The sequence below is a fragment of the Cohnella hongkongensis genome, assembly GCF_042654645.1.
Taxonomy (GTDB): Bacteria; Bacillota; Bacilli; order Paenibacillales; family Paenibacillaceae; genus Cohnella; species Cohnella hongkongensis.
In genome coordinates this window covers 1-20650 of record NZ_JBHSEP010000015.1, presented here as the reverse complement: position 1 = coordinate 20650, position 20650 = coordinate 1, and the positions used below count along the sequence as shown (strand labels likewise).

17 protein-coding genes and 2 pseudogenes are annotated in these 20650 nt (G+C 47.6%); 14 read left to right on the top strand and 5 right to left on the bottom strand.

Annotated elements, in window-relative coordinates; translation table 11 throughout:
- Nucleotides 1-21 precede the first annotated feature (21 nt).
- The gene (locus ACFO3S_RS18495) at nt 22-1923 is read left to right on the top strand and encodes a C40 family peptidase (protein ID WP_378099146.1); all 1902 of its coding nucleotides are present in this window, start codon (nt 22-24) and stop codon (nt 1921-1923) included.
- Nucleotides 1924-2388: 465 nt separating this feature from the next.
- Nucleotides 2389-4377 carry a recombinase family protein gene (locus ACFO3S_RS18490; protein WP_378099145.1) on the top strand — a complete coding sequence of 663 codons (1989 nt, stop codon included), beginning with the start codon at nt 2389-2391 and terminating at the stop codon, nt 4375-4377.
- 25 nt (nt 4378-4402) lie between these two features.
- Here the strand turns inward: ACFO3S_RS18490 and ACFO3S_RS18485 are convergent, their stop codons facing one another.
- Complete coding sequence (locus ACFO3S_RS18485) at nt 4403-5980, bottom strand: alpha/beta fold hydrolase (protein ID WP_378099144.1); 1578 nt, start codon at nt 5978-5980, stop codon at nt 4403-4405.
- 185 nt (nt 5981-6165) lie between these two features.
- Between ACFO3S_RS18485 and ACFO3S_RS18480 the strand changes: the two are divergent.
- Both ACFO3S_RS18480 and ACFO3S_RS18475 read left to right on the top strand, forming a co-directional pair.
- Nucleotides 6166-6327 (top strand): annotated as a pseudogene (locus ACFO3S_RS18480) (RCC1-like domain-containing protein); the annotation flags it as partial.
- Nucleotides 6328-6369: 42 nt separating this feature from the next.
- Complete coding sequence (locus tag ACFO3S_RS18475; protein ID WP_378099371.1) at nt 6370-10947, top strand: S-layer homology domain-containing protein; 4578 nt, start codon at nt 6370-6372, stop codon at nt 10945-10947.
- 462 nt (nt 10948-11409) lie between these two features.
- On the opposite strand, the gene ACFO3S_RS18470 is transcribed toward ACFO3S_RS18475, so the two are convergent.
- The gene (locus tag ACFO3S_RS18470; protein WP_378099143.1) at nt 11410-11574 is read right to left on the bottom strand and encodes a hypothetical protein; all 165 of its coding nucleotides are present in this window, start codon (nt 11572-11574) and stop codon (nt 11410-11412) included.
- A gap of 344 nt (nt 11575-11918) precedes the next feature.
- Here ACFO3S_RS18470 and ACFO3S_RS18465 point away from each other — a divergent pair, with 344 nt between their 5' ends.
- The 4 genes and pseudogenes from ACFO3S_RS18465 to ACFO3S_RS18450 all read left to right on the top strand — a co-directional run bounded on the left by ACFO3S_RS18465 (nt 11919) and on the right by ACFO3S_RS18450 (nt 13548).
- Nucleotides 11919-12116: a DUF2281 domain-containing protein gene (locus tag ACFO3S_RS18465; RefSeq protein WP_373231798.1), complete on the top strand. Its 198-nt coding sequence runs from the start codon at nt 11919-11921 to the stop codon at nt 12114-12116.
- Between the two features lie 74 nt (nt 12117-12190).
- Nucleotides 12191-12448, top strand: coding sequence for a type II toxin-antitoxin system PemK/MazF family toxin (locus ACFO3S_RS18460; RefSeq protein ID WP_378099142.1), 258 nt, complete (start codon nt 12191-12193; stop codon nt 12446-12448).
- Nucleotides 12449-12629: 181 nt separating this feature from the next.
- Nucleotides 12630-13406 (top strand): annotated as a pseudogene (locus tag ACFO3S_RS18455) (transposase); the annotation flags it as partial.
- A 34-nt stretch (nt 13407-13440) separates the two neighbouring features.
- Nucleotides 13441-13548, top strand: a complete 108-nt coding sequence (locus ACFO3S_RS18450; RefSeq protein ID WP_378099141.1) for a transposase — start codon at nt 13441-13443, stop codon at nt 13546-13548.
- Between the two features lie 101 nt (nt 13549-13649).
- Here ACFO3S_RS18450 and ACFO3S_RS18445 read toward each other — a convergent pair whose 3' ends face one another.
- Together ACFO3S_RS18445 and ACFO3S_RS18440 are read right to left on the bottom strand one after the other, a co-directional pair.
- The gene (locus ACFO3S_RS18445; RefSeq protein WP_378099140.1) at nt 13650-14042 is read right to left on the bottom strand and encodes a retropepsin-like aspartic protease; all 393 of its coding nucleotides are present in this window, start codon (nt 14040-14042) and stop codon (nt 13650-13652) included.
- 1 nt (nt 14043) lies between these two features.
- A complete protein-coding gene (locus ACFO3S_RS18440) occupies nt 14044-14286 on the bottom strand; it encodes a hypothetical protein (RefSeq protein ID WP_378099139.1) in 243 nt (80 codons plus the stop codon).
- 513 nt (nt 14287-14799) lie between these two features.
- Between ACFO3S_RS18440 and ACFO3S_RS18435 the strand changes: the two genes are divergently transcribed.
- The 6 genes from ACFO3S_RS18435 (at nt 14800) to ACFO3S_RS18410 (ending at nt 20578) form a co-directional block, all read left to right on the top strand.
- Nucleotides 14800-15447: a TetR/AcrR family transcriptional regulator gene (locus tag ACFO3S_RS18435; protein WP_378099138.1), complete on the top strand. Its 648-nt coding sequence runs from the start codon at nt 14800-14802 to the stop codon at nt 15445-15447.
- Between the two features lie 106 nt (nt 15448-15553).
- Nucleotides 15554-17875, top strand: a complete 2322-nt coding sequence (locus tag ACFO3S_RS18430) for an ABC transporter permease (protein ID WP_378099137.1) — start codon at nt 15554-15556, stop codon at nt 17873-17875.
- Between the two features lie 4 nt (nt 17876-17879).
- Complete coding sequence (locus ACFO3S_RS18425) at nt 17880-18638, top strand: ABC transporter ATP-binding protein (RefSeq protein WP_378099136.1); 759 nt, start codon at nt 17880-17882, stop codon at nt 18636-18638.
- Nucleotides 18639-18894: 256 nt separating this feature from the next.
- A complete protein-coding gene (locus tag ACFO3S_RS18420) occupies nt 18895-19125 on the top strand; it encodes a GIY-YIG nuclease family protein (protein WP_378099135.1) in 231 nt (76 codons plus the stop codon).
- Nucleotides 19122-19586 (top strand): DUF6530 family protein, encoded by a 465-nt coding sequence (locus ACFO3S_RS18415; RefSeq protein WP_378099134.1) that lies wholly within the window; start codon nt 19122-19124, stop codon nt 19584-19586. Before ACFO3S_RS18420 ends, ACFO3S_RS18415 begins: the two co-directional genes overlap by 4 nt.
- Nucleotides 19587-19588: 2 nt before the next feature.
- Nucleotides 19589-20578, top strand: a complete 990-nt coding sequence (locus ACFO3S_RS18410; RefSeq protein WP_378099133.1) for an AAA family ATPase — start codon at nt 19589-19591, stop codon at nt 20576-20578.
- Here the strand turns inward: ACFO3S_RS18410 and ACFO3S_RS18405 are convergent.
- Nucleotides 20542-20650 (bottom strand): IS3 family transposase (locus ACFO3S_RS18405; RefSeq protein ID WP_378097297.1); only part of this gene is annotated, 109 nt, incomplete at its 5' end. The genes ACFO3S_RS18410 and ACFO3S_RS18405 overlap by 37 nt on opposite strands.

The following is a 20650-nucleotide window of genomic DNA, read 5'->3' as shown; positions in this document are numbered from 1 at the left end:
TACAGGTTAGGGGGGCTTGCCTTGAAAAAGATTAAAAGCAGGATACTGCTCAAATCGGTTAAACGGATAAGCAGGCGCGTCCGTGTGCTCAAGCGCGGAATGCTTGATAGAAAACGGACCGCTAGATACAAGGAGCATGACAGCTCTCGATCTTCTACAGAGCAAACACGGGACCGTATCCATGCGCGCATGCAAAGAACAGCCAGCACAGTAGTTCGTGTCAAGAAGATACTATTAGTGAAAATGAGCAAGCGATGGCTTCAACGTTACCGATTTCATCAAACTGATAAACATGTTGTCCCGGATTCGCGGCCGATCATTCGCGTCAAATTGCTGCGTAAGCCAGCCAAGCAATTTGAACCTCGTATGTCCAGACGGAAGCGACGTGTTTCCCCAGATAAGGCGGTAGCGCGCCCCTTAAGGGCCGATCCCAAAATCATGAGTTTTCAACCTGCCGGGAAAAAGAAGTCGCCTGCTCACACAGATTCGAGAACCAGATTCGGTCATGATGAAAAGACGAAAGCACCTGCGCAGCGGCGGATGAATAGTTCTTCCGTTCCTTCTTCTTTTTCGGGGAGAATGAAGTTGAAAGGAGATATTCGCAAAAGGCGCACCTTAAAAATCTTGTCTCCAGCCATAAAATCGATTCGTTCATCCGCATCAGGCGAGGGCAATACTCCTCATAAGGAAGATAAGCACTTCGCCCCGCGGAAACAAATGATGCAATCCGTAATGCAGGCCCGGCGTTCGATACAATGGTCGCGAGCTGAGGCTCGAATGAATCTTCGGCTGATCAAAATGCTCGTCAAAGCTACTACACTACTTTTAAAGGGATTGTCGGTTTTACTTGGAGGAAGCAGCGTCGTAATTATCTTGTTGTGTATCGTCATGGTGATCGCCGCGGTACTTTCATCACCATTTGGTATATTTGTTGCCGATGAAAATTCAGAGAGCGGTACGAATAAGATAGCCTTCCTTGTTGAAGATATCGATGCTCAGTTTGCCATTCAAATAGAGAGTGTGAAACAAGCGGCCGGAGATGTGGATCGAGTAGAAATCCATTACGTTGAAAGCGCAGATAACACCCGCATCGATAATTGGCCGGACGTATTGGCCGTTTTCGCCGTTAAAACGTCAACGGATAAAGCCGGATTCGATGTGGTAACTATGGATCGTCAGAGAGTGGAGATGCTGCAAACAGTCTTTTGGGATATGAATCAGATCGATTCGCATGTCGAAACGCTGGAGCATACAGAGCTCGTCTTCATTGAGAAGGAAGATGGGAGCATTGAGGAACATGTGGTGACGGAATACGAACGCGTCTTGCAATTGTCGATTACTGCCCGAACAGCAGATCAGCAAGCCTCTCATTATGATTTTTCTACCGAGCAGGTCGATTTAGTTAATGAACTACTGTCGGCAGAATTTCGTCCCATGATGTTTGCTATTCTTGGAAAGAACGCAGATACTGGATTGACCTCGGAACAGTTTGAAGCGATTATGACCGATTTGCCAGCCGGTGTGTTCGGGAGCCAGGCTGTCGAGCTGGCTTTGACTCGGTTAGGCGATCCATACAGCCAGTTAAAAGCAGGCCAGGACAATTATACGGATTGCAGTTACCTCGTACAGTGGGTATACCGGCAATTAGACGTAACATTGCCCCGCACGGCCGCGGAGCAGGGCCGGTTTATCGTGGATAACGGACTTTCCCTTACCCGGGACGAGCTGTTGGCCGGCGATTTGATTTTCTGGAGTTACGAACAAAATGGGCGGTTTATTGACATTACGCATGTCGGTATCTATGCCGGTAACGGCAAGGTCATTGATGCGTCATCCAGCCGGTTACAAGTCGTTTATCGGAACATATTCGATGCCGATTTTCAAGTGTTGTATGGGAGACCGTATTTTCCTTTTGTGGAGTGACCTATAAGAAGCATATTACGCATATTACAGCCCTACAGTACTTCGGTCATATTACCGAAGTGCTGTAGGGTTTTCGTTTAACAAACATGAACTTGATATTTAGGTACCCGATTTGAGCCTCAAAATGAAAAGGTTAGTAGAAGGCCTTGATTCTACTGGCCATATTGCTACCTAAATTCGGTTTGAGGGGATGATCGCTTGAAAACGGATTTGTTGAGGTACAGTATGCAAATTGCAATGCTCAGGCAATTACTGACACTATCCTTGATAAGTGAACAAGAGTTTGAATTGATCAAAAAACGAACCATGTGTGATTATGGCATCTATTCAGACCTTACATCTGGATAAACCAGCGCATCCGTTCTTTATAAATGAAATTTTGAAATTCAGATTCGCACCTTTGTCGAATTCACCTGATTTTAATACGCTTATAGCGTAGAGACCAACTCAGGGGAGGAAGCAGCAATGTCATTTTCAGTTGAGGTTATAAAAGCCAATCGAAAGCTGTCAGACCGTACCGGTGGACAACAAGAAATTCTGAGAGTAGCCCCGTATGCACGGGTAAGCACAGACACTGAGGAACAACTCAACAGCTACAAATCTCAAGTTTCCTATTATAAAGAAATGATTAGTCAGCGCAGCGATTGGACACTGGTTGATATTTATGCAGATGAAGCCATTACGGGCACTCAGGTGAAAAAGCGTGATGATTTTCAAAGATTAATAACCGATTGTCTTAATGGAAAAATTGATATGGTCATTACCAAGTCTATTTCCAGGTTTGCCCGAAATACAGTGGACACCTTAAAGTATGTCCGCAAGCTCAAGGAAAGAAATGTAGCTGTATTTTTTGAAAAAGAGAACATCAATACTTTGACGATGGACGGCGAGTTATTGCTTACAATACTCAGTTCAGTAGCACAGCAAGAGGTTGAGAATATTTCATCAATTGTTAAAATGGGCTTGAAAATGAAAATGCAACGCGGCGAGCTTGTCGGTTTCCAGAGCTGCCTTGGATATGACTACGATCTCACAACCAAGCAAATCTCAGTGAATGAGGATGAAGCGGAAGTTGTACGATACATTTTTGAGCGTTATATTGCTGGTGTGGGAGCCTCTGTCATAGCTCAAGAGTTAACGAAGCTTCCTCATAAAACAAAGCGTGGGAACTCGGAATGGGGCGATACTACAGTGCTGGGTATCATTAAAAATGAGAAATACAAAGGCGACCTTCTTCAAGGCAAAACCTTTACGCTTGATCCGATATCCAAGAGGAGGTTGGATAACCACGGTGAGGAAGATCAATATTACATTAAGAATCATCACGAGCCCATTATAAGTGAGGAGATTTTTGAGAAAGCCCAAGATATTTTGTACAGACGAGGAAAGCCACGCGGGAAACTTGAAAAAGGCAGTAAGCGTGAAAAGTTCAGTCGGAAATTTACATTCAGTTGCAAGCTGGAATGTGGATTCTGCGGAAAAAACTATTCCCGAAGAAGTTGGAATAGCCGAACAACTTACGCAAAAGTCATTTGGCAATGCGTCACTTTCTCGAAAAAAGGAAAGAAATATTGTCCGCATAGCAAGGGAATTGAGGAAAACATAATTGAGGGAGCCTTTGTCGAAACGTACAATCGCGTATGTGGCAATCATAAGGATGTGTTAGATGAATTATTGTTGAGGATGGAGTCCGTGCTTGGAGAGCAGCAGTATCACAAGCAATTAGTTAAAGTGAAGCACGAAATCCAGGCTCTTGAACAAAAACGTTCCAATCTGATTGATCTTCATCTGGATGAGAAAATTGACCGCGCCACGTATGAACGTAAGTATGATGAACTGGAGTCCACGTTAACGGAACTAATCGAAGCGAGAGAACAACTGGAGGCTTCGGCTCAAGAAGAAGTTGATGTTGAAAAAAGAGTGCAACACTTTCGTAACGTGCTTCAAACCAATACCGTCCTTTCTGAATTTGATCGAAATGTATTCGAAAGTGTCGTTGAAAAGGTTATAATGGGAGAAAAGCAGGAAGACGGAAGCGTAGAGCCGTATCAATTAACATTTGTATTCAAAACGGGCTTAAAGAGCGCTATACAATGCAAAGATGGAAGGCAAACTCCAAAAAAGCTAACAGTAGCGGAGAGGAGTGATGCATGTCCCCATGTCCCAAACAACACATGTGGAGTGCGTAATAGGACTATGTCGAGTCGAGACTTAGAAGTCCTTAGTTTTCAGCATTCTGCGAAATATACGACTTTCACGACTGACGGCAACGACTTCAAAAATAAGCTGTTTATGGACAAAATTGAGATTTCCGTCGTTTTGGATTTGAATTTGGATGTCGGGTGTGTAGATATGTTAAATTCATTTTGCATGAAAGCTATACAGCAGAACCTTAAAGGGGGCGCGAAGGCATTTTTCGCCACAACGAAGGCCCAAGCCACACTAAATAGATAATATTCAAAAAGCCGGTGCACGGACATCACCAAGTGCAACCGGCTTTTTTGCGCTCCCATATGGCCATCGTCCGATAATCCCCGGAGAGGCGCAGCAATTCAATGATTCGATCGTAGATATGCTCTTCGTCCGGATGATACTGCAGCATGTGGATGTAATAAGAGGTCGATCTTGAATAAAGCCCTTGTTTTGTACATTGAATCGCCATCCAATCCATTAATTCATAGACCTGGGCTTCAACTCGGTTTCTGAATCGAATAACCCAGTCGTCTTGGATATGGGGCAGTACGTTAATTTCGAAAAATTCGAACAGTTTCTCGCAAAGTTGAAAGCGTATAGTAGGATCTTGTTCATAATAGGCTTGATCAATCGCGGCTATCAGATCCATCAGATCGCATTTGATTTGATATTGCATGGAGACGGTACCCTGATGGAACAGCAATCCCCGCGCAGAAATCTTCGGGTGTCGCAGCAGCTTCTCTAAGTGATTCAAGTACACTTTCAAATTAGCTAAAGCTTTGACCGGACTTACATCGGGAAAAAACTCTTCGCATAGGATTTCGCGGGTTGTAACGGGATGGAAAACCAGGTAGATAAGCAATCGCTTTGCGTAGCGTTGATTCCAACCGGTCGTGATCGGAATCGAATCAATTTCGACATGGAACGTATGAAGCAATTGAATGTCCAGTAGATGTTTTTGATTCTCCGATACTTGCTTGATCGGCTGAAAGATAGAATGGATGACCTGGCTGATCTCCGATTTCGAATTCGGGGAATCTTGGCTTAATCTTGGACATTTCTTAGATACGAAAAGATGAATCCATTTTGCCGTCTCGACAGGTTGTTCCAGAAAGAAGAGAAACGACGCATTGGAAATCGAAATCTGCGTAGGCTGCTTCAGTAAGAATGAGCTTGCATTGAACAATCCGGTTGGACTGGTGACATTCAGCTCTCCCGTCATTAGCATGACTGGGCATGGAAGAAGAGACAGCTCTGTGAGCAAAGTCGAATTGGACGCAAGTTGAATCAAATGCGAGATATGAGGCATAGGTCTGCCAAGCAGAACGCGAAAATAATGAAGAAGCTGCGGATCATCGGCATTCAGGGTCGTATACCCCTTCAGCAGTTCCTGATATTGCCTTAGAAAATAGGGGTTTCCGGATTCCATTGTCGTCTGAATGGCCGGGAATACATGCTTGGCAAGATGGAAGTGATTATTATTTTCCGACATGTAGGGCATTGACAACAGAATTAGGGAACGGACATGCCCGGGGTACCGCAGCGTAAATTTCGTTGCTAGATGTGTACCGTAACCGAAGGCAAGCAAATGGACTTGATGAAGATCCAGCTTCTCCATCAATTGACGAAGGTCTTCACCTAATTGTTCCCACGTGATCGGTTCCTCGGTGTTATCTGTTTGGCCATGAGCCCGAAGATCATACGTAACGATGAAAAAATGCAGCTCTAATAATGCGGTCAGTTTTCCCCAAACGGTGGAATCGAGCCCCCACCCGTGAATCATGACGATGACATCCGGCGCCTTCGTCCTCTCTCCATGTTCTTGATAGGATGTCGAAATTCCATTGATTTGTTGGTAGGGCATTCCCAATCTCCCTGCTCTCTATCATATATAAAAATGTTGGATAATATTCGACACAGATCATCGAAATCCCTCCATTATGTTACCTTTTTGTTACCCCGGTTGAAATATAATTGGGGATAAGCGTATCAGGCATCAAGGAGGGAGTATTTTTGAAACAGGTATTATATAAGACCGTCCAACTTGTGATGTCTTTCGTATTGCTTCTGAGCTTAACGGTTCCTTTCGGATTTCAAACGGCCGATGCTGCGCAAACGGGGATTGGCAGCCGTACGATGCAAATCGCCGCGGGAGACGGGCATTCGCTAGCGTTGAAATCGGATGGGACAGTAGTTGCATGGGGATACAATGATGATGGACAATCTACAGTGCCCGCTGGCCTCACAGGGGTCGTGTCGATCGCTGCGGGGTATGTTCATTCTCTGACGCTGAAATCGGATGGCACCGTCGTCGGATGGGGAAGCAATGCTTTTGGACAAATAGACATGCCGGCAGGTCTGGATGATGTCGTGTCGATCGCCGCGGGATATGCATATTCGCTGGCGTTGAAATCGGACGGTACCGTCGTCGGATGGGGACATCCTGCTCTAGCGATCGTGCCGACAGGGCTTACGGGAGTGGTGTCGATCGCCGCGGGAGAATTCCATTCGCTGGCGTTGAAATCGGACGGCACCGTCATCGCTTGGGGAGATAATTATTATGGGCAAACGACCATACCGACAGGGCTTACGGGGGTCGTGGCGATCGCCGCGGGGTCGAATTATTCGCTTGCGCTGAAATCGGACGGCACCGTCATTACTTGGGGAGAGTATTATTCCGGACAAAGTACCGTGCCGGCAGGTCTGGACGGGGTCGTGGAGATCGCCGGGGGAGGATCCCATTCGCTGGCGTTGAAATCGGACGGTACCGTCGTTGCTTGGGGAGATAATGATTTTGGACAAATAAACGTGCCGACAGGTCTGGACAAGGTCGTGGCGATCGGCGCTGGAACGTTTCATTCAATGGCGTTGAAATCGGATGGCACCGTCGTCACTTGGGGAGATAATATTTATGGACAAACGAACGTGCCGGTGAATCTTGCTGCGCCTGTCAAAGGGAACAAAATCGCCGCGGGAGGTTATCATTCGCTGGCGTTGAAATCGGATGGAACCGTCGTCGCTTGGGGAGATAATGGCGTTGGGCAAACGACTGTGTCGGCGGGCTTGGATGGAGTGGTGTCGATCGCCGCGGGTTTATACCATTCCCTGGCGCTGAAATCGGACGGCACCGTTGCCGCTTGGGGAGATTATTATTTTGGACAAACGAACGTGCCTGCGGACTTGAATGGAGTGGTGTCGATCGCTGCGGGAAAGTACCATTCGCTGGCGCTGAAATCGGACGGCACCGTCGTCGCTTGGGGAGACGATTTTTTTGGACAAACGAACGTGCCGGCAGATCTGAACGGGGTCGTGGCGATCGCCGCAGGAGATGATCATTCCCTGGCGTTGAAATCGGACGGTACCGCGATGGCCTGGGGGAGAAATGATACGAATCAAACGAACGTGCCGGAATCGGCACAAAGCGGGGTTATCGCTATTGCTGCGGGAAATGCTCATTCGCTGGCGCTGAAATCGGACGGCACCGTCGTCGCTTGGGGAGATGATTATAGTGGACAATCGACCGTGCCGGAATCAGCACAAAGCGAAGTTATCGCCATTGCTGCGGGAAATGCTCATTCGCTGGCGCTGAAATCGGACGGCACCGTTGTCGCCTGGGGATATAATGGTGATGGACAAACGAACGTGCCGGCAGATCTGGACTGGGTGGTGTCGATCGCCGCAGGAAAATATCATTCTCTGGCGCTGAAATCGGACGGCACCGTCGTCGCTTGGGGAGACGATAATTATGGACAAGCGACCGTACCGGGGAGCGACAACATAGAGAGTCTGGCTCTGCAGGAAGGTCCTTTCGACAGCCCATTTTCATCCGCCGATACGTCCTATACATATTCTTATATTGGCCCATCGGTATCGAACGTACATGTAACGGCGACGCTGGAGGACACGGTTAATACGGCGTTATCTATCAATGGCCAGTTGCAAGCAAACGGCAGCGATGCGACGGTCAGCGTCTCGGGTGCGTCGACGGCGATTCCCGTTCGGGTAGAGCCGTATTTCAAACCGGGCAAAACGTATACGATTACCGTGTTGAGAGATTCCACGCCTCCCGATGTTCAATTCGACTTGAACGGGAATGCGGCGCCGTCGAAATACGCTTCAACGATGGTCAAAGTCGCCGATAAGGAGAGCGGTGTCGTTCCTGCTTCACTGCAATATGCGTGGACGCAAAGCACCGCCGTTCCGACTGACGGATGGGTAGATTTCACGAGCGGTGAAACGCTGGAGCAAACAAGCGGAGACGGCAACTGGTATTTGCACGTTCGCGCGTCCGACAAGGTCGGGAATGACGCGAGTGTGGTTTCGCAAGCCTTTGTGCTTGACAACACGCCGCCGACAGTTGCCGTATCCAGTACGGCCGGCGGCACGGTTAACGCTGCATTTCCGATCACGATGACGTTTAGCGAACCCGTAGACGGTCTCGATGACGGCAGTATCATGGTCGGAAACGGTACGGTTTCCAACGTTGCAAGGACTAGCGCGTCTGCCTACACCGCCACGATCACGCCGATGGAAAGCGGCCAAGCCGTGACCGTGCGTGTAGCGGCGAATGCAACGACCGATGCAGCCGGAAACGGCAACGAAGCGTCCGATATCGCGACCTTCCTGTACGACACGACCAAGCCTGTCGTTTCCTTCGATTTTACGGACGATCAGCGATTTGCCGCGCCTCCGGCCTCTGTCCGCGTTACGGTGAGCGAAGCGGTCTATTGGGCGGCGGATAGGGCCGAGTTGAATGCGGGCAATGCGCTTCCGCTCCTGAGCATGGACAAGGATGGCGCGGCATTTACCGCCTATACGGCAAGTTATGGCGAGGCGAATCGAACCTATACGCTAACGTTTGACGGTACGCTCGATGATGGCGTCTACACAGTGAATGTTGCCGGAAATACGGTGGAAAACGGTTATCATAATACGCTCGACGCGGCAAGCGCAAGCTTTATCGTTGCCGTGCCTGTCGTAACGGGGATTTCCGTTGATCGAACCGGCTTTACCAGCGCGGGAGGGAGCGTAGCAATCGACATCTCAGGGTTCAATCTTGCCGGACAGACGGTCAGCGTCTATGTGGACGGCGAGGCGACCGCTGCAGCCCTTGTCACCAGTGACACAAGCGCTTCCGCCGCCGTCACGCTTCCGCCCAACACAACAGCGAGCGATAAAATCTACATCCTAACGGTTTATGTGAACGGCGTGGAAGCTGCAGGCCGATCCGCAGCTTTGACTGTGGCGCATGCGCCGAGCAGCAACGCCGATCTGAGCGGCTTGTCGTTGTCATCCGGAGCGCTGAGCCCGTCGCCGTTTACGGCGGCGACGACTGCCTATACAGCGAGCGTGGAGAACGGCATCGCCAGCGTAACGGTGACGCCGACAGTGGCGGACGGCACCGCGACGGTAACCGCGAGCGTATATGACAACGCAGGGAAGCTCGCGCAAGGAACGCTCGTCTTGTCGAGCGGCATGGCGTCTCCGCCGCTCTCGCTTGAGGTCGGCAGCAGCCGGATCGCAATCGTCGTGACAGCGGAGGACGGTACGACGAAGACGTACAACCTGACGGTAACGAGAGCGGAGAACCGCAGCTATGCCGAATCTGGCGGCAGCTACACGCCTGAGATTGCCAAGCCGATGATTGATCTTAACGGGATATCGCTTGACCCGGATACCCTCGATATCACGGAGCCGTCCGTCACGCTTGAAGTGACGCCGAACCAAGACGGCATGGCCTACGTCAGCATACCGGCAACCGTTTTAAACGGCCTGACGAACAGGAACGACAGCTTGAGGATCGAGATCAAGGCCCCTTACGGCAGCTATCAAGTGCCGGTCGATTTGACGTCGCTCATTCCGGGACTGAACGACTTGCTTGTCGCAAACCACTTAAACGCGGAGGATATCGACTTCAAGATCACCCTGATCGACAAGTCGGGCGACGAAGCGATCCGGGCCGCGATTGCGGACGGCATGCCGAATGGAGAGCGGATAGGTGCGATTGTCGATTTTCACTTGGATATTTTGAACGCCGAATCGGGACAAACGATCGGAGCAAGCGACCGTTTCAGCGAGGCGCTTACGAGAATCATTCCGATGCCGAAGGATATGACCCGCATGCCGGAGCAATGGGGCGCGTTCCGCTACAACGAATTAACGAAGAAGTTGGAGTTCGTCCCTGCGCGGGCGGAACGGATCGACGCCGCGTGGGTTGTGACGATTCGCTCTTATTCCAACAGCGTGTATGTCGTGGTGGAGCAAGAGGTTAGCTTTGCCGATGTGCAAACCCACTGGAGCCAATCGTTTGTCCAATTGGCAGCGGCGAAAGGACTCGTTGCCGGAGTTGGCCATGGGCGGTACGCGCCCGACGAATCCGTGACCCGAGCGGAGTTTGCAGTCATGCTCGTCCGGGCGATGGGGCGAGGCACATCGACGAGCGACAGCGCGGCGCCTTATGGCGATGTTCGGCCTGGCGCGTGGTATTTCTCCGAGATAGCCCAGGCGAAGGAATTGGGGCTGCTGGACTTTGCGAAAGGTAAAAGCTTCATGCCGGATCAGCCGCTGACCCGCGAAGAAATGGCAAGTATGCTGGCGGAAACGATGAAACTTGAGAAGCTTCCGAAAATTAGAGGGTCCGCTAACTTGGATGGTTACCGGGATATAGCGGAGGTCAACTCGGCATTTATGGATGATGTTCGCATGATGGTTGAACTTAACGTCATGACAGGCACAAGCAAGATCACGTTCGGTCCGAAGGGCGCAACGACGCGTGCAGAGGCTGCGACTGTGCTGATTCGAATGCTGAAAGCGCTCGAGTGGATGGACTGAGGCGCGGGGAACCAACACCGGCTCCTGCTGGTGTTGGCTCCGCTGGCACGGACATGCTGAAGGCTCAAGAATCGATCGTCTGCCGTACGATAACAATGAGTGATTTATGTTCCTATTCCCAACCCAATACATACGGAAGCGGTAGTGTCGTTGAATCGGACTGGTCAATAATTGGGGGACGCCTAAACCCTAAGTTATCACTACGCACAACAACAGCCTTTCACCACTGAGTAGAGCGGTGAAAGGCTGTCGTTGCTTCTTAATTCATTCGTCGAGCAGATGCATGAATTGCTGTTTAACCTCTGTGAAGAGCGAAGGTTTTAGGTGTCCGAATTTTTTAATAACAATTTGACAAGACAAGAACGGGACGCTGTTTGGTTGCAGACAAGTCACTGTATGGAAAAGGAATCAGTACAATATCTCCTTGTCCATACATTGTTCCAAACCTCATCGTCCACTGAATTATTCCAGAATTCCATGCTGGTCAGGCTGGCGTGTTCGAGATTTTTTTAATGCTTCGCGTTCTCGTTTTGCGTTCAGGCATCCAATAAAATCGGCAACTTCAATGGCGTCCTGCTCAGGAATATGGTCAATGATGCGCTTTAATTCTTCTCGGTTAATGCTCACAATATCACGGCCTTTCGGAAGAGGTACCTTTATTGTATCACAAAGTATCTATTTTCCAGAAAGGCTGCTGTTGCCCTTTCTGGTGGTAACTAAATTGCTTTGCTGGCATGCGAAGTTCTCAGAGCAATATGTTGACTCTGCTTACCCGGCACATGTGGAGGCTGTTTGTTCCTTGATTTATAAGGGGTTTGAGTGATGAGTGAAGGTATTTGGGGACGGATTGGGGACGCTGGGGAAAATAGCCTTGTTCTCGAATGGTGCCACTTAATGCGTAGCCCCGCATATGTTATAATCAAAGTAAGCTACTGGGTGTGATTAAGTAATGAAGCTGGGAGCGTGAAGAGATGAGCGTATCCAAGGAGACGATATATAAACTGATCGCAGAGATTCCGCCGCAGGATATTGAGGAAGTGGCGGACTTTATCGGGTACTTGAAAATGAAGCGTGAAAACAGCATGTTAAAAGAGCTAAGTCAATCAGCTGAAAGCAGTTTGGATTTTTGGCATAACGATATTGACGATGAGGTATGGAATGATGCTTAACCAAGGCAATATCGTGCTCATTCCTATTCCATTTAGTGATCTGACTTTCGGAGAAAAGAAGACCCGTTCTTGTAATGTCAAACAATGATTATAATCAGCGATATCAAGATGTGATCGTTGCGGCGATTACGTCTAATGTTACAGATCGGGAGTATCAGATCATCATTACAAATGATGTGATGGCAGAAGGCAAGCTTAAAGTGGATTCTGCAATCCGTGCTGATAAAATCTATACGCTGTCGCAGTCCATTGTCATCCGGAAATTTGGGAAGGTACAACCTGAAGTCTTGCTGAATGTAGAGAAGCAAATCGATGGCTGGTTATCAGTGTAGGCCCTTTAATTAGAGAATACGGGCGGATTCTGCAAATATTAAAAATGAATGAGGCTGTCCCAAAAGTCATCATAGAGATGACTGAGGGGCAGCCCTCTTTTTCTTTTTAATCAAACAAAAAGAAACCACCCTCTGGTAAAATGGAAGTACCACCAACCATTACCGTAGAGGAGAGGATTCTTTGTATATTCAATATACCATGGATCAGCTTTGCTTACCAATAGATTTAGAAGAGGACATACCTGCCAATTACCTTGTTCGTGTGGTCAACGCCGCCGTCAATCGTCTCAGCGACGCTATATTCGACGCGGCTTACCCCGGAGGCGGACGAGACAGCTATCATCCTAAAATGCTCACCAAAGTCATCATTTACGCCTACACGCAGCGCATCTACTCCTCTCGTCAAATCGCCAAAGCTGTCCGTGAAAATATCATGTTCATGTGGATCGCGGGCAGACAACGACCGGACTTTCGCGCCATCAACCGGTTTCGTTCGGAGCGGATGAAAACGGTTCTGGAGAAAGTGCAGACCTTATTTGCCGCCATTGAGGAAGCCGAGAAGCAAGAAGAAGGAACGCAAGTCGGCAAGGATCTTCCCGAGCTGGGCGAGTCCTCTTCCATCACCGGTGAAAAGCTGGAGCAAGCTGTCAAACATTTGGAGAAGCGTCTGCAGGAGAAGCCAAAGGACAGGTCGCTAAAGAAGGCGGTGCGCGCACTCCGCAAGGACTTGGTTCCGCGCCTCTATAAGTACGAGACGCAAGAGACGATTTTAGGCACGAGGAACAGCTACAGCAAAACGGATCAGGACGTCACGTTTATGCGAATGAAAGAAGACCACATGCGAAACGGCCAACTCAAGCCGGGCTACAATGTTCAGATCGGCACCGAAAATCAATTCGTTCTCGGATACAGCGTGCACCAGCGACCAACCGACACACGCTGCCTAATCCCACATCTTGAGATTCCGAAGCGAAGAAGGCTATGCTCTGGCCATGAGACGCATGATTGAGCCGGAGCCCGTTTTCGGTGATATGAAGAACAACCGAGGCTTCAAACGGTTCCTGCTTCGAGGCCATAGACGCCAGAAACCAAGGAGCTAAGCGAGAAAAAGCCGCTTAGCTCCTTGGTTTATTCCGAGAGTCATCGTATTTTGTGCCGAGGCTATTCCAAAGTTTACTTTTGGGACAGCCCCATTTCAATGTTATTTGAAGCTTGCCGGATACATCTGCATCCGATGGAGGTCGATAATCATATTGCCGCTTTCAAGAATATCCAAACCAATCAGTCCGTTTATGCTGCTTATATCGTCATGGAAGACGCCAAAGTCTAACGAGATATCATGTAGGATTAAATCGCCAATTTGGATTTGATTAACCTGCTTACGGAACGAATACTCATCGCCGCCAATTCCGAAGCTTCGAACCAATCGATCTCCGTTTTCAAATTTGATGCCGATCTCTGATACGACATCGGAGGAAAGAATGGAGTGTGCCGCTCCAGTATCAATCACTAAGTTATCTATTGTTAGTGAACGGTCTTTGTAGCAAAGCGTCATGGAAGCTTGAAGTAAGTTATCGATTAATTCTAACTGCATCTTATCGATTCCTGTATAGAGGATTTCTTCTAAGCTCTATAGCTATTTTCTCTTGACCCGTATGATAGACAATGTTGTTATCTCTGCATTTTAACAGTTCCTTAGTTGCTTCATCTGGATCTTGAATTGCTTTGATCAAAGCTACCTCATCTACGTATTGTGTGTTATCTTCTGTATGAGAATTTAGGATTTCGAGAAGCACATATTGATCGGGGTAAATATTACGAACCTCTTGCCATTGCATAGGATAACACCTCGCTAACGCTTATTTTCTCTTTTTAATTATACCATAGTCTTGATAGTTAAAGAGCGTGGAGTATGCTCCCTGGAGTAGAGGTGTAGATCCGCCTTTCATTGTAGTAAACCATGATGTATCTGAAGATGATCGATTTAATATAGGCCATCGGATAGCACTCCGTGTTGATCTTACAGCTTCTCTTTCTTTAGCGTAGCAAAAAGCTTTCCATCCTTGCGTTGCCATAGCAACGCCCTATGCCACTCATGCTCTGAGAAACTATTACAGATATGCATTTGTTTTCAATAGCTGATGAGTTCAGTAATAACGTACTAACCAAGAAATTTAATCGTCGCGAAGAGGTCGGCTCCTCTTTGTTTCCTTAACATTGAAGTGTTTAATTCCCCAGGCCGCATCAGGATGGCCATAACGAAATATTTAACAAGACTTTGACACAAAAAACAATAGAACAGGTTATAATTTAACCGACAGGATGTCGGTCGGTAACAAGGGGGCGTAAAAATGAGAATAGTCAAAACGGCCGATGAACGCAGGAACGAAATACTTGACGCGGCGGACGAGCTTATCGGTCAGAAGGGCTTAGACGGCACGAGCACAAAAGATATACTCGAAAAGGTCCGAATTGCGCGGGGGACGTTGTATTACCACTTCAAGTCCAAGCAGGACATTATTGACGCACTGATTAACCGTTACAGCGTTCATCTTCTATGCAAAGCGCAGGAAATTGCCGCAGACAAGACCATCCCCGTAGTCGAGCGCATTGTCCGCGTTGTGAAATCTATGAGCTTGAGCGGCGGAAGCAGAAAGGAAATAATGGAGCACATTCACAAGCCGCAGAATGCTCTCATGCATCAGAAAATACAAAGGTCCATCATTAACGGCATTACGCCGATTTTGGCGGAAATCATCCGCGAGGGCATCGAGCAGGGGCTGTTCAGCACGCCGTTCCCGTACGAATGCATGGAAATGGTTGTGACCTATGCGAATACCGTTTTTGACGATGATAGGGTTCCAATGACAACCGAGGAGGGAGTTTCACGCTATCAGGCGTTTGTTTATAACGTAGAAAGGCTGCTCGGCGCCAAAAGCGGAAGCCTTATGCACGTTATGCAGATGTTTCATAACGGGGTTGAGGACAGCCTTGAATAATGGCTAGCGGCAGAGACAGGGGATTCCATTCTTTAGTCGGGTAGTGCTGCTATCTGGGACTTCGGCAATTTGTCATTAATTTAAAAGCTAGCAACAGAGGTGACTTATGCATACCAGAATAATCCGCAATGACATTATGAAGAGCAAATTGATTACGCTGACAACCATGATCTTTGTCGCTGCCGCGGCTACGCTTGTTTCGCTTGCGGCGATCCTCGCCGTCAATCTGTATGGCGCGCTGGATACGCTTATGACACAAGCGAAAACTCCGCATTTTATGCAGATGCATTCAGGTGAGCTGGATACCGAGCGGCTATCTAGTTTTGCGGAGCAGAACAGCAATGTCGATGAATTTCAGGTGGTTGAATTTCTGAATATCGATGGCGCGCAATTTATATTTGGTGAAAAATCGCTCGCGAACAGCGTTCAGGACAACGGGTTAAGCACACAGAGCCAGAAATTCGATTACCTGCTTGATCTTGAAGGCAACGTGATTAACGTATCCGACGGCGAGGTTTATGTTCCGGTAAGCTATATGAAGGACAACACCACTAAGGTCGGAGACAAGGCCGTAATAAGCGGAAAAGAATTTACCGTTGCGGGTTTCTTGCGCGATTCGACCATGAACTCATCGCTCTCCTCTTCAAAGCGATTTCTAGTAAGCAACAAGGATTACGCAGAATTTAAAACTCTTGAAAACCCGGAGTATCTGATTGAGTTAAGATTAAAGGATATGTCGGGGCTAGGCGCATTCGAAACCGCTTATGCCAACGCAGGACTTGAGATGAACGGGCCAACGGTTACATATGCGCTTTTCCGATTGATGAATGCCATTTCCGACGGGATCATGATTGGCGTTATCCTTCTGGTAAGCCTGCTTGTCGTTGCCATCGCGTTCATGTGCATACGCTTTACGCTCCTTGCAAAGATCGAAGACGATTATCGCGAAATTGGTGTTATGAAAGCTATAGGGCTGCGTGTCTCCGACATCAAGAAGATTTATCTGGCGAAATACATGGCAATTGCGGCGGCTGGCTCTATTCTCGGTTTTGCTCTTTCGTTTGTTTTCAAAGGCATGCTTCTTGAAAATATACGGCTTTATATGGGGGAAAGCGATAATACTTCTTTTGCTTATGTCTTAGGAATCATCGGCGCAATGCTTGTATTCCTTGCCATCATTGCCTATGTAAACGGAGTGCTGAGACGCTTTCGGAACATATCCGCCGCGGAAGCCATCCGCTTTGGCACTTTACAGGAAAAGACAGCGGGCGCAAAACGTTTTACCCTAAGCGGAAACAGGTTGTTGAACACGAATATTTTTCTCGGTATCAAAGATGTTCTCTCAAGGAAGAGACTTTACGCCACCATGCTTGCAGTGCTGGTGATTTCGGCATTTATCCTAATTGTTCCGCAGAACCTGTACAGTTCGATTTCCTCAAAAAGCTTCATTAGTTATATGGGGATTGGTAACTACGATCTGCGCATACAGCTGTCCGGCAATATCGACAATGTCGCTGATCAGGTCTCTGAAGTTGTAGAGACGGTGAAAAGCGATCAAGCCATTTCAAAGGTTGCCGTCCTTACAACAAAAACATTCAAAGCAAAGATGGAAAACGGGTCAGAGGAAAATATTAAAATCGAACTCGGCGACCATTCGATATTTCCTATCGCATATACCGTCGGCAAGGCACCCGTCGCTAATGACGAAATTGCGCTTTCGACGATATACGCCGACGAGATGAGCAAAAAGGTCGGCGATGTCATTACGCTGGTGACAGAGGGACTGGAGAAGGATCTCACGGTAAGCGGAATCTATTCCGATATTACCAATGGCGGCAAAACCGCCAAGGCCGTATTCACCGATGATTCGGCGGGTATAATGTGGAGCATTGTCAGCGCTGAACTGTCGGATAAATCCCTTGTTGACGCGAAGGTTGAGGAATATACAGTCAAGTTTGACTTTGCAAAAACCTCCAACATTGATGAATTTGTTACGCAGACCCTCGGCTCGACCATAAGCTCCGTCGAAATGGCCTCCTACGCCGCAATTGCCGTTGCACTGGTTATAACTGTGCTAGTTACATTGTTATTTATAAAAATGCTTGTAGCAAAGGACAGATATTCCATCGCCGTCATGAAATCGTTCGGCTTTACAAACTCGGATATTAAAGCGCAGTTTGTTTCGCGTTCGTTATTCGTTCTGATTGTTGGTGTTGTTCTCGGCACACTTCTGGCGAACACGCTTGGAGAAAGGCTTGCGGGTATGGTGATCTCCTCGTTTGGAGCATCGACGTTTGATTTTGCGGTCAACCCGCTTTCGGCATACCTGCTTAGTCCGCTGATGATGGGCATCGCGGTACTTATCGCAACCATAATCGGCACCTCGCGCGCAGGACAAATCAAAATATCCGAACATATAAAGGAGTAGGCAAATGAAGAAAATAATTATTGGTGATCATATCGTTAAATCTTTCGGCGAGGGTGATGAACGGCGCAATGTTCTCGACGGAGTGTCCGTTGAAATGAACGAGGGTGAATTCGTGGCGGTAATGGGACCTTCGGGTTCGGGGAAATCGACGCTCTTATACGCGCTGAGCGGAACGGATCACATTGATGGCGGAAAGGTCATATTTGACGGCAAGGATATAGTTGCGGCCTCTGAGAATGAGCTTTCAGATCTACGCCGAACAGCCATGGGATTTGTTTTTCAACAGCCGACGATGCTGAAAAATCTGAATATCCTCGATAACATCATTCTGCCGTCCATGCGCGACAATCGTAAAAACGTTGCGAAAATTTCGGAGAAAGCTAGAACAATTATGAAAAGGATAGGCATTGCTGAGCTTGAAAAGCGTGACATTACACAGGTTTCGGGCGGTCAGCTTCAGCGCGCGGGAATATGCCGTGCGCTTATGAACAACCCGCGGATCATCTTCGGCGACGAGCCGACGGGTGCGCTCAACTCCAAATCCGCAGAGGAGATTATGGACTTATTTTCAGAGATCAACGCGGACGGTACTGCGGTTATGCTTGTAACTCATGACGCCAAGGTTGCGGCACGGACTGAGCGTATTATGTTCATGCGCGACGGATCTATTGTAAGCGAACTGAAGCTTCCAAAGTACGACGGGACGGATATGGATGGCAGAGTTGAGAAAGTAACGGTGAGAATGATGGAAATAGGAATATAAGGCGTGAGTGATAAAATGAATCAACTGGTGGCCTGTAGCCACTGGTTCTTTTTTTGCCCTGGAATAGAATTTTTTGATGTTTTGAAGGCTTCGATTTATCAATCTGTCAAACTTGGCGATATAGAAAGGCATGGCGCAACTTTTGCAAACCATTGCCCCCGTTTATCGTCAAATCACACCATGCATTCATATGGTCTACGGAGCGTGGATTATTTATTGAAGTACATAAGGGCATACTAGAGTCGAGGTGAGCACAATGGATATAAAAAGAAAAAAGGAGCCTTTGGAAATCTATCAAAACAGACATCCTGAAATGGGTGTAATCTTACAGGAACTCTGGAATCAATATGGCTCGGAAGGCTTCGAATTATCAGTTATTAAAGTGTTAAAGTATGATGACCCACATGAAGATCATACAGCAAAATTAGAAGGTTTGAGCGAGCAGTGTCTCGCAGATGATGTAAATGCAAGGAGGATATGGCGATGAATGGAAAAGTGGTTATGATAGCAAATGATTATGAGCGTATAGATGGCAGAAACGCCTATGAATCCGGCATCAAACGGTTAACATTAGGAGCGCCTATGCTGGAAGAAAATAAAAAAATGCAGATTGCCGCGCAGATTTGGAGAAATGATAAAGATGGTGTGTTGATTTTGGCCCAGGAGTTACCCATCCATCAAATATTTGACATAATCATCTTTTTGTCCAGGACTTTGCTTTACTTCAAGGAGGCTTATAGACTTCCATTTTTATATGACCCGGAAAATCCTAGCGTGGAACGTATTGGATTACAAGGTGGTGTATTACCCGTTGAAGTTTGTACTGCCAATGAAAATATCAATAAGGATATCAAGGCATTTGCTCAGAGTCTAAACGATTTAGGAGAATTAATTGGGGAACGCCAACGAGTGCTTAGCCGCATTTTAGAAGAATTGGAGTGTTATTAAATATGAAACAGACCTGTATTTTGTCACCTGCCAGGCAATTGACTGAAGAGGAACAACTCCTTGTCTGGAAAAAACCCCCTTCACATATTGAGAGCGAGGCAGAAAAACGAATATATCGGGAAGTAGTAAGAAATTGGAATCGCGGTGAAATGAAAATCAGTACCATTTTGCTGGAGGGGGATGCCGGTTCGGGAAAAACCCAGCTTGCTAAAGCTTTATCTGCTCATTTTAACCTGCCTTATACGAAAGTAACCTGTTTTGCAGATATGGATAAGTCCGATGTGCTGGGTTCTATTCTTCCGGTACTGTCGGAAAAAGATGATCAATCAGATCCTGTTGAATATCGCTACTATCCGTCAGAAATTGTCCGTGCGTATGAAAATGGATGGCTCTTGGAGATTCAGGAACCCACTGTAATTAGGGATGCTGCTGTGTTAATGGCTCTAAATTCCGCATTAGAACCAGATGGCAGCCTAAACTTACCTACCCGAATCGTACATCGTCATCCTGATTTTATTGCCGTTATCACAACAAACCGCGGCTACAATGGCTTCCGTCCTCTAAATGAAGCTTTGCGTGATCGAGTGCAACATGCAGAAAAACTGGATTTACCACCCAAAGAAGTGATGATGGAACGGGCCAAAGCTAAGACCGGTTATCCATCTGAACCTGTTCTTTCTCTTTTAGCCGAAACCATTATGCTGCTGGATGAAACAGCCCGGGCTAATGCCATTAAAGGCGTGGCCGGGATGCGTTCCTATATCTTCTGGGTTGATGCCGTTCAAAGCGGTGCTTCAGTACAAAATACTCTATATCATAAGGTGCTATACAAAATTACCACTGACCCGCAGGAGCTTGCCATTTTAGAGCAGGCTCTGGCAAGTCATGGCCTGACGGAGAAGCTTGAGGAATTGGATACCATCTATCCTTCGCATTCTGGATTGTCAACAGTAAATCAGACAATTTTTTTAAGGGCTTCTTGTCGGTACTGAACAGGCGTCATATAGCCTAAGGTGCCATGGATGCGATGCTTGTTGAACCAATTCACATAGTCATCTAATTCC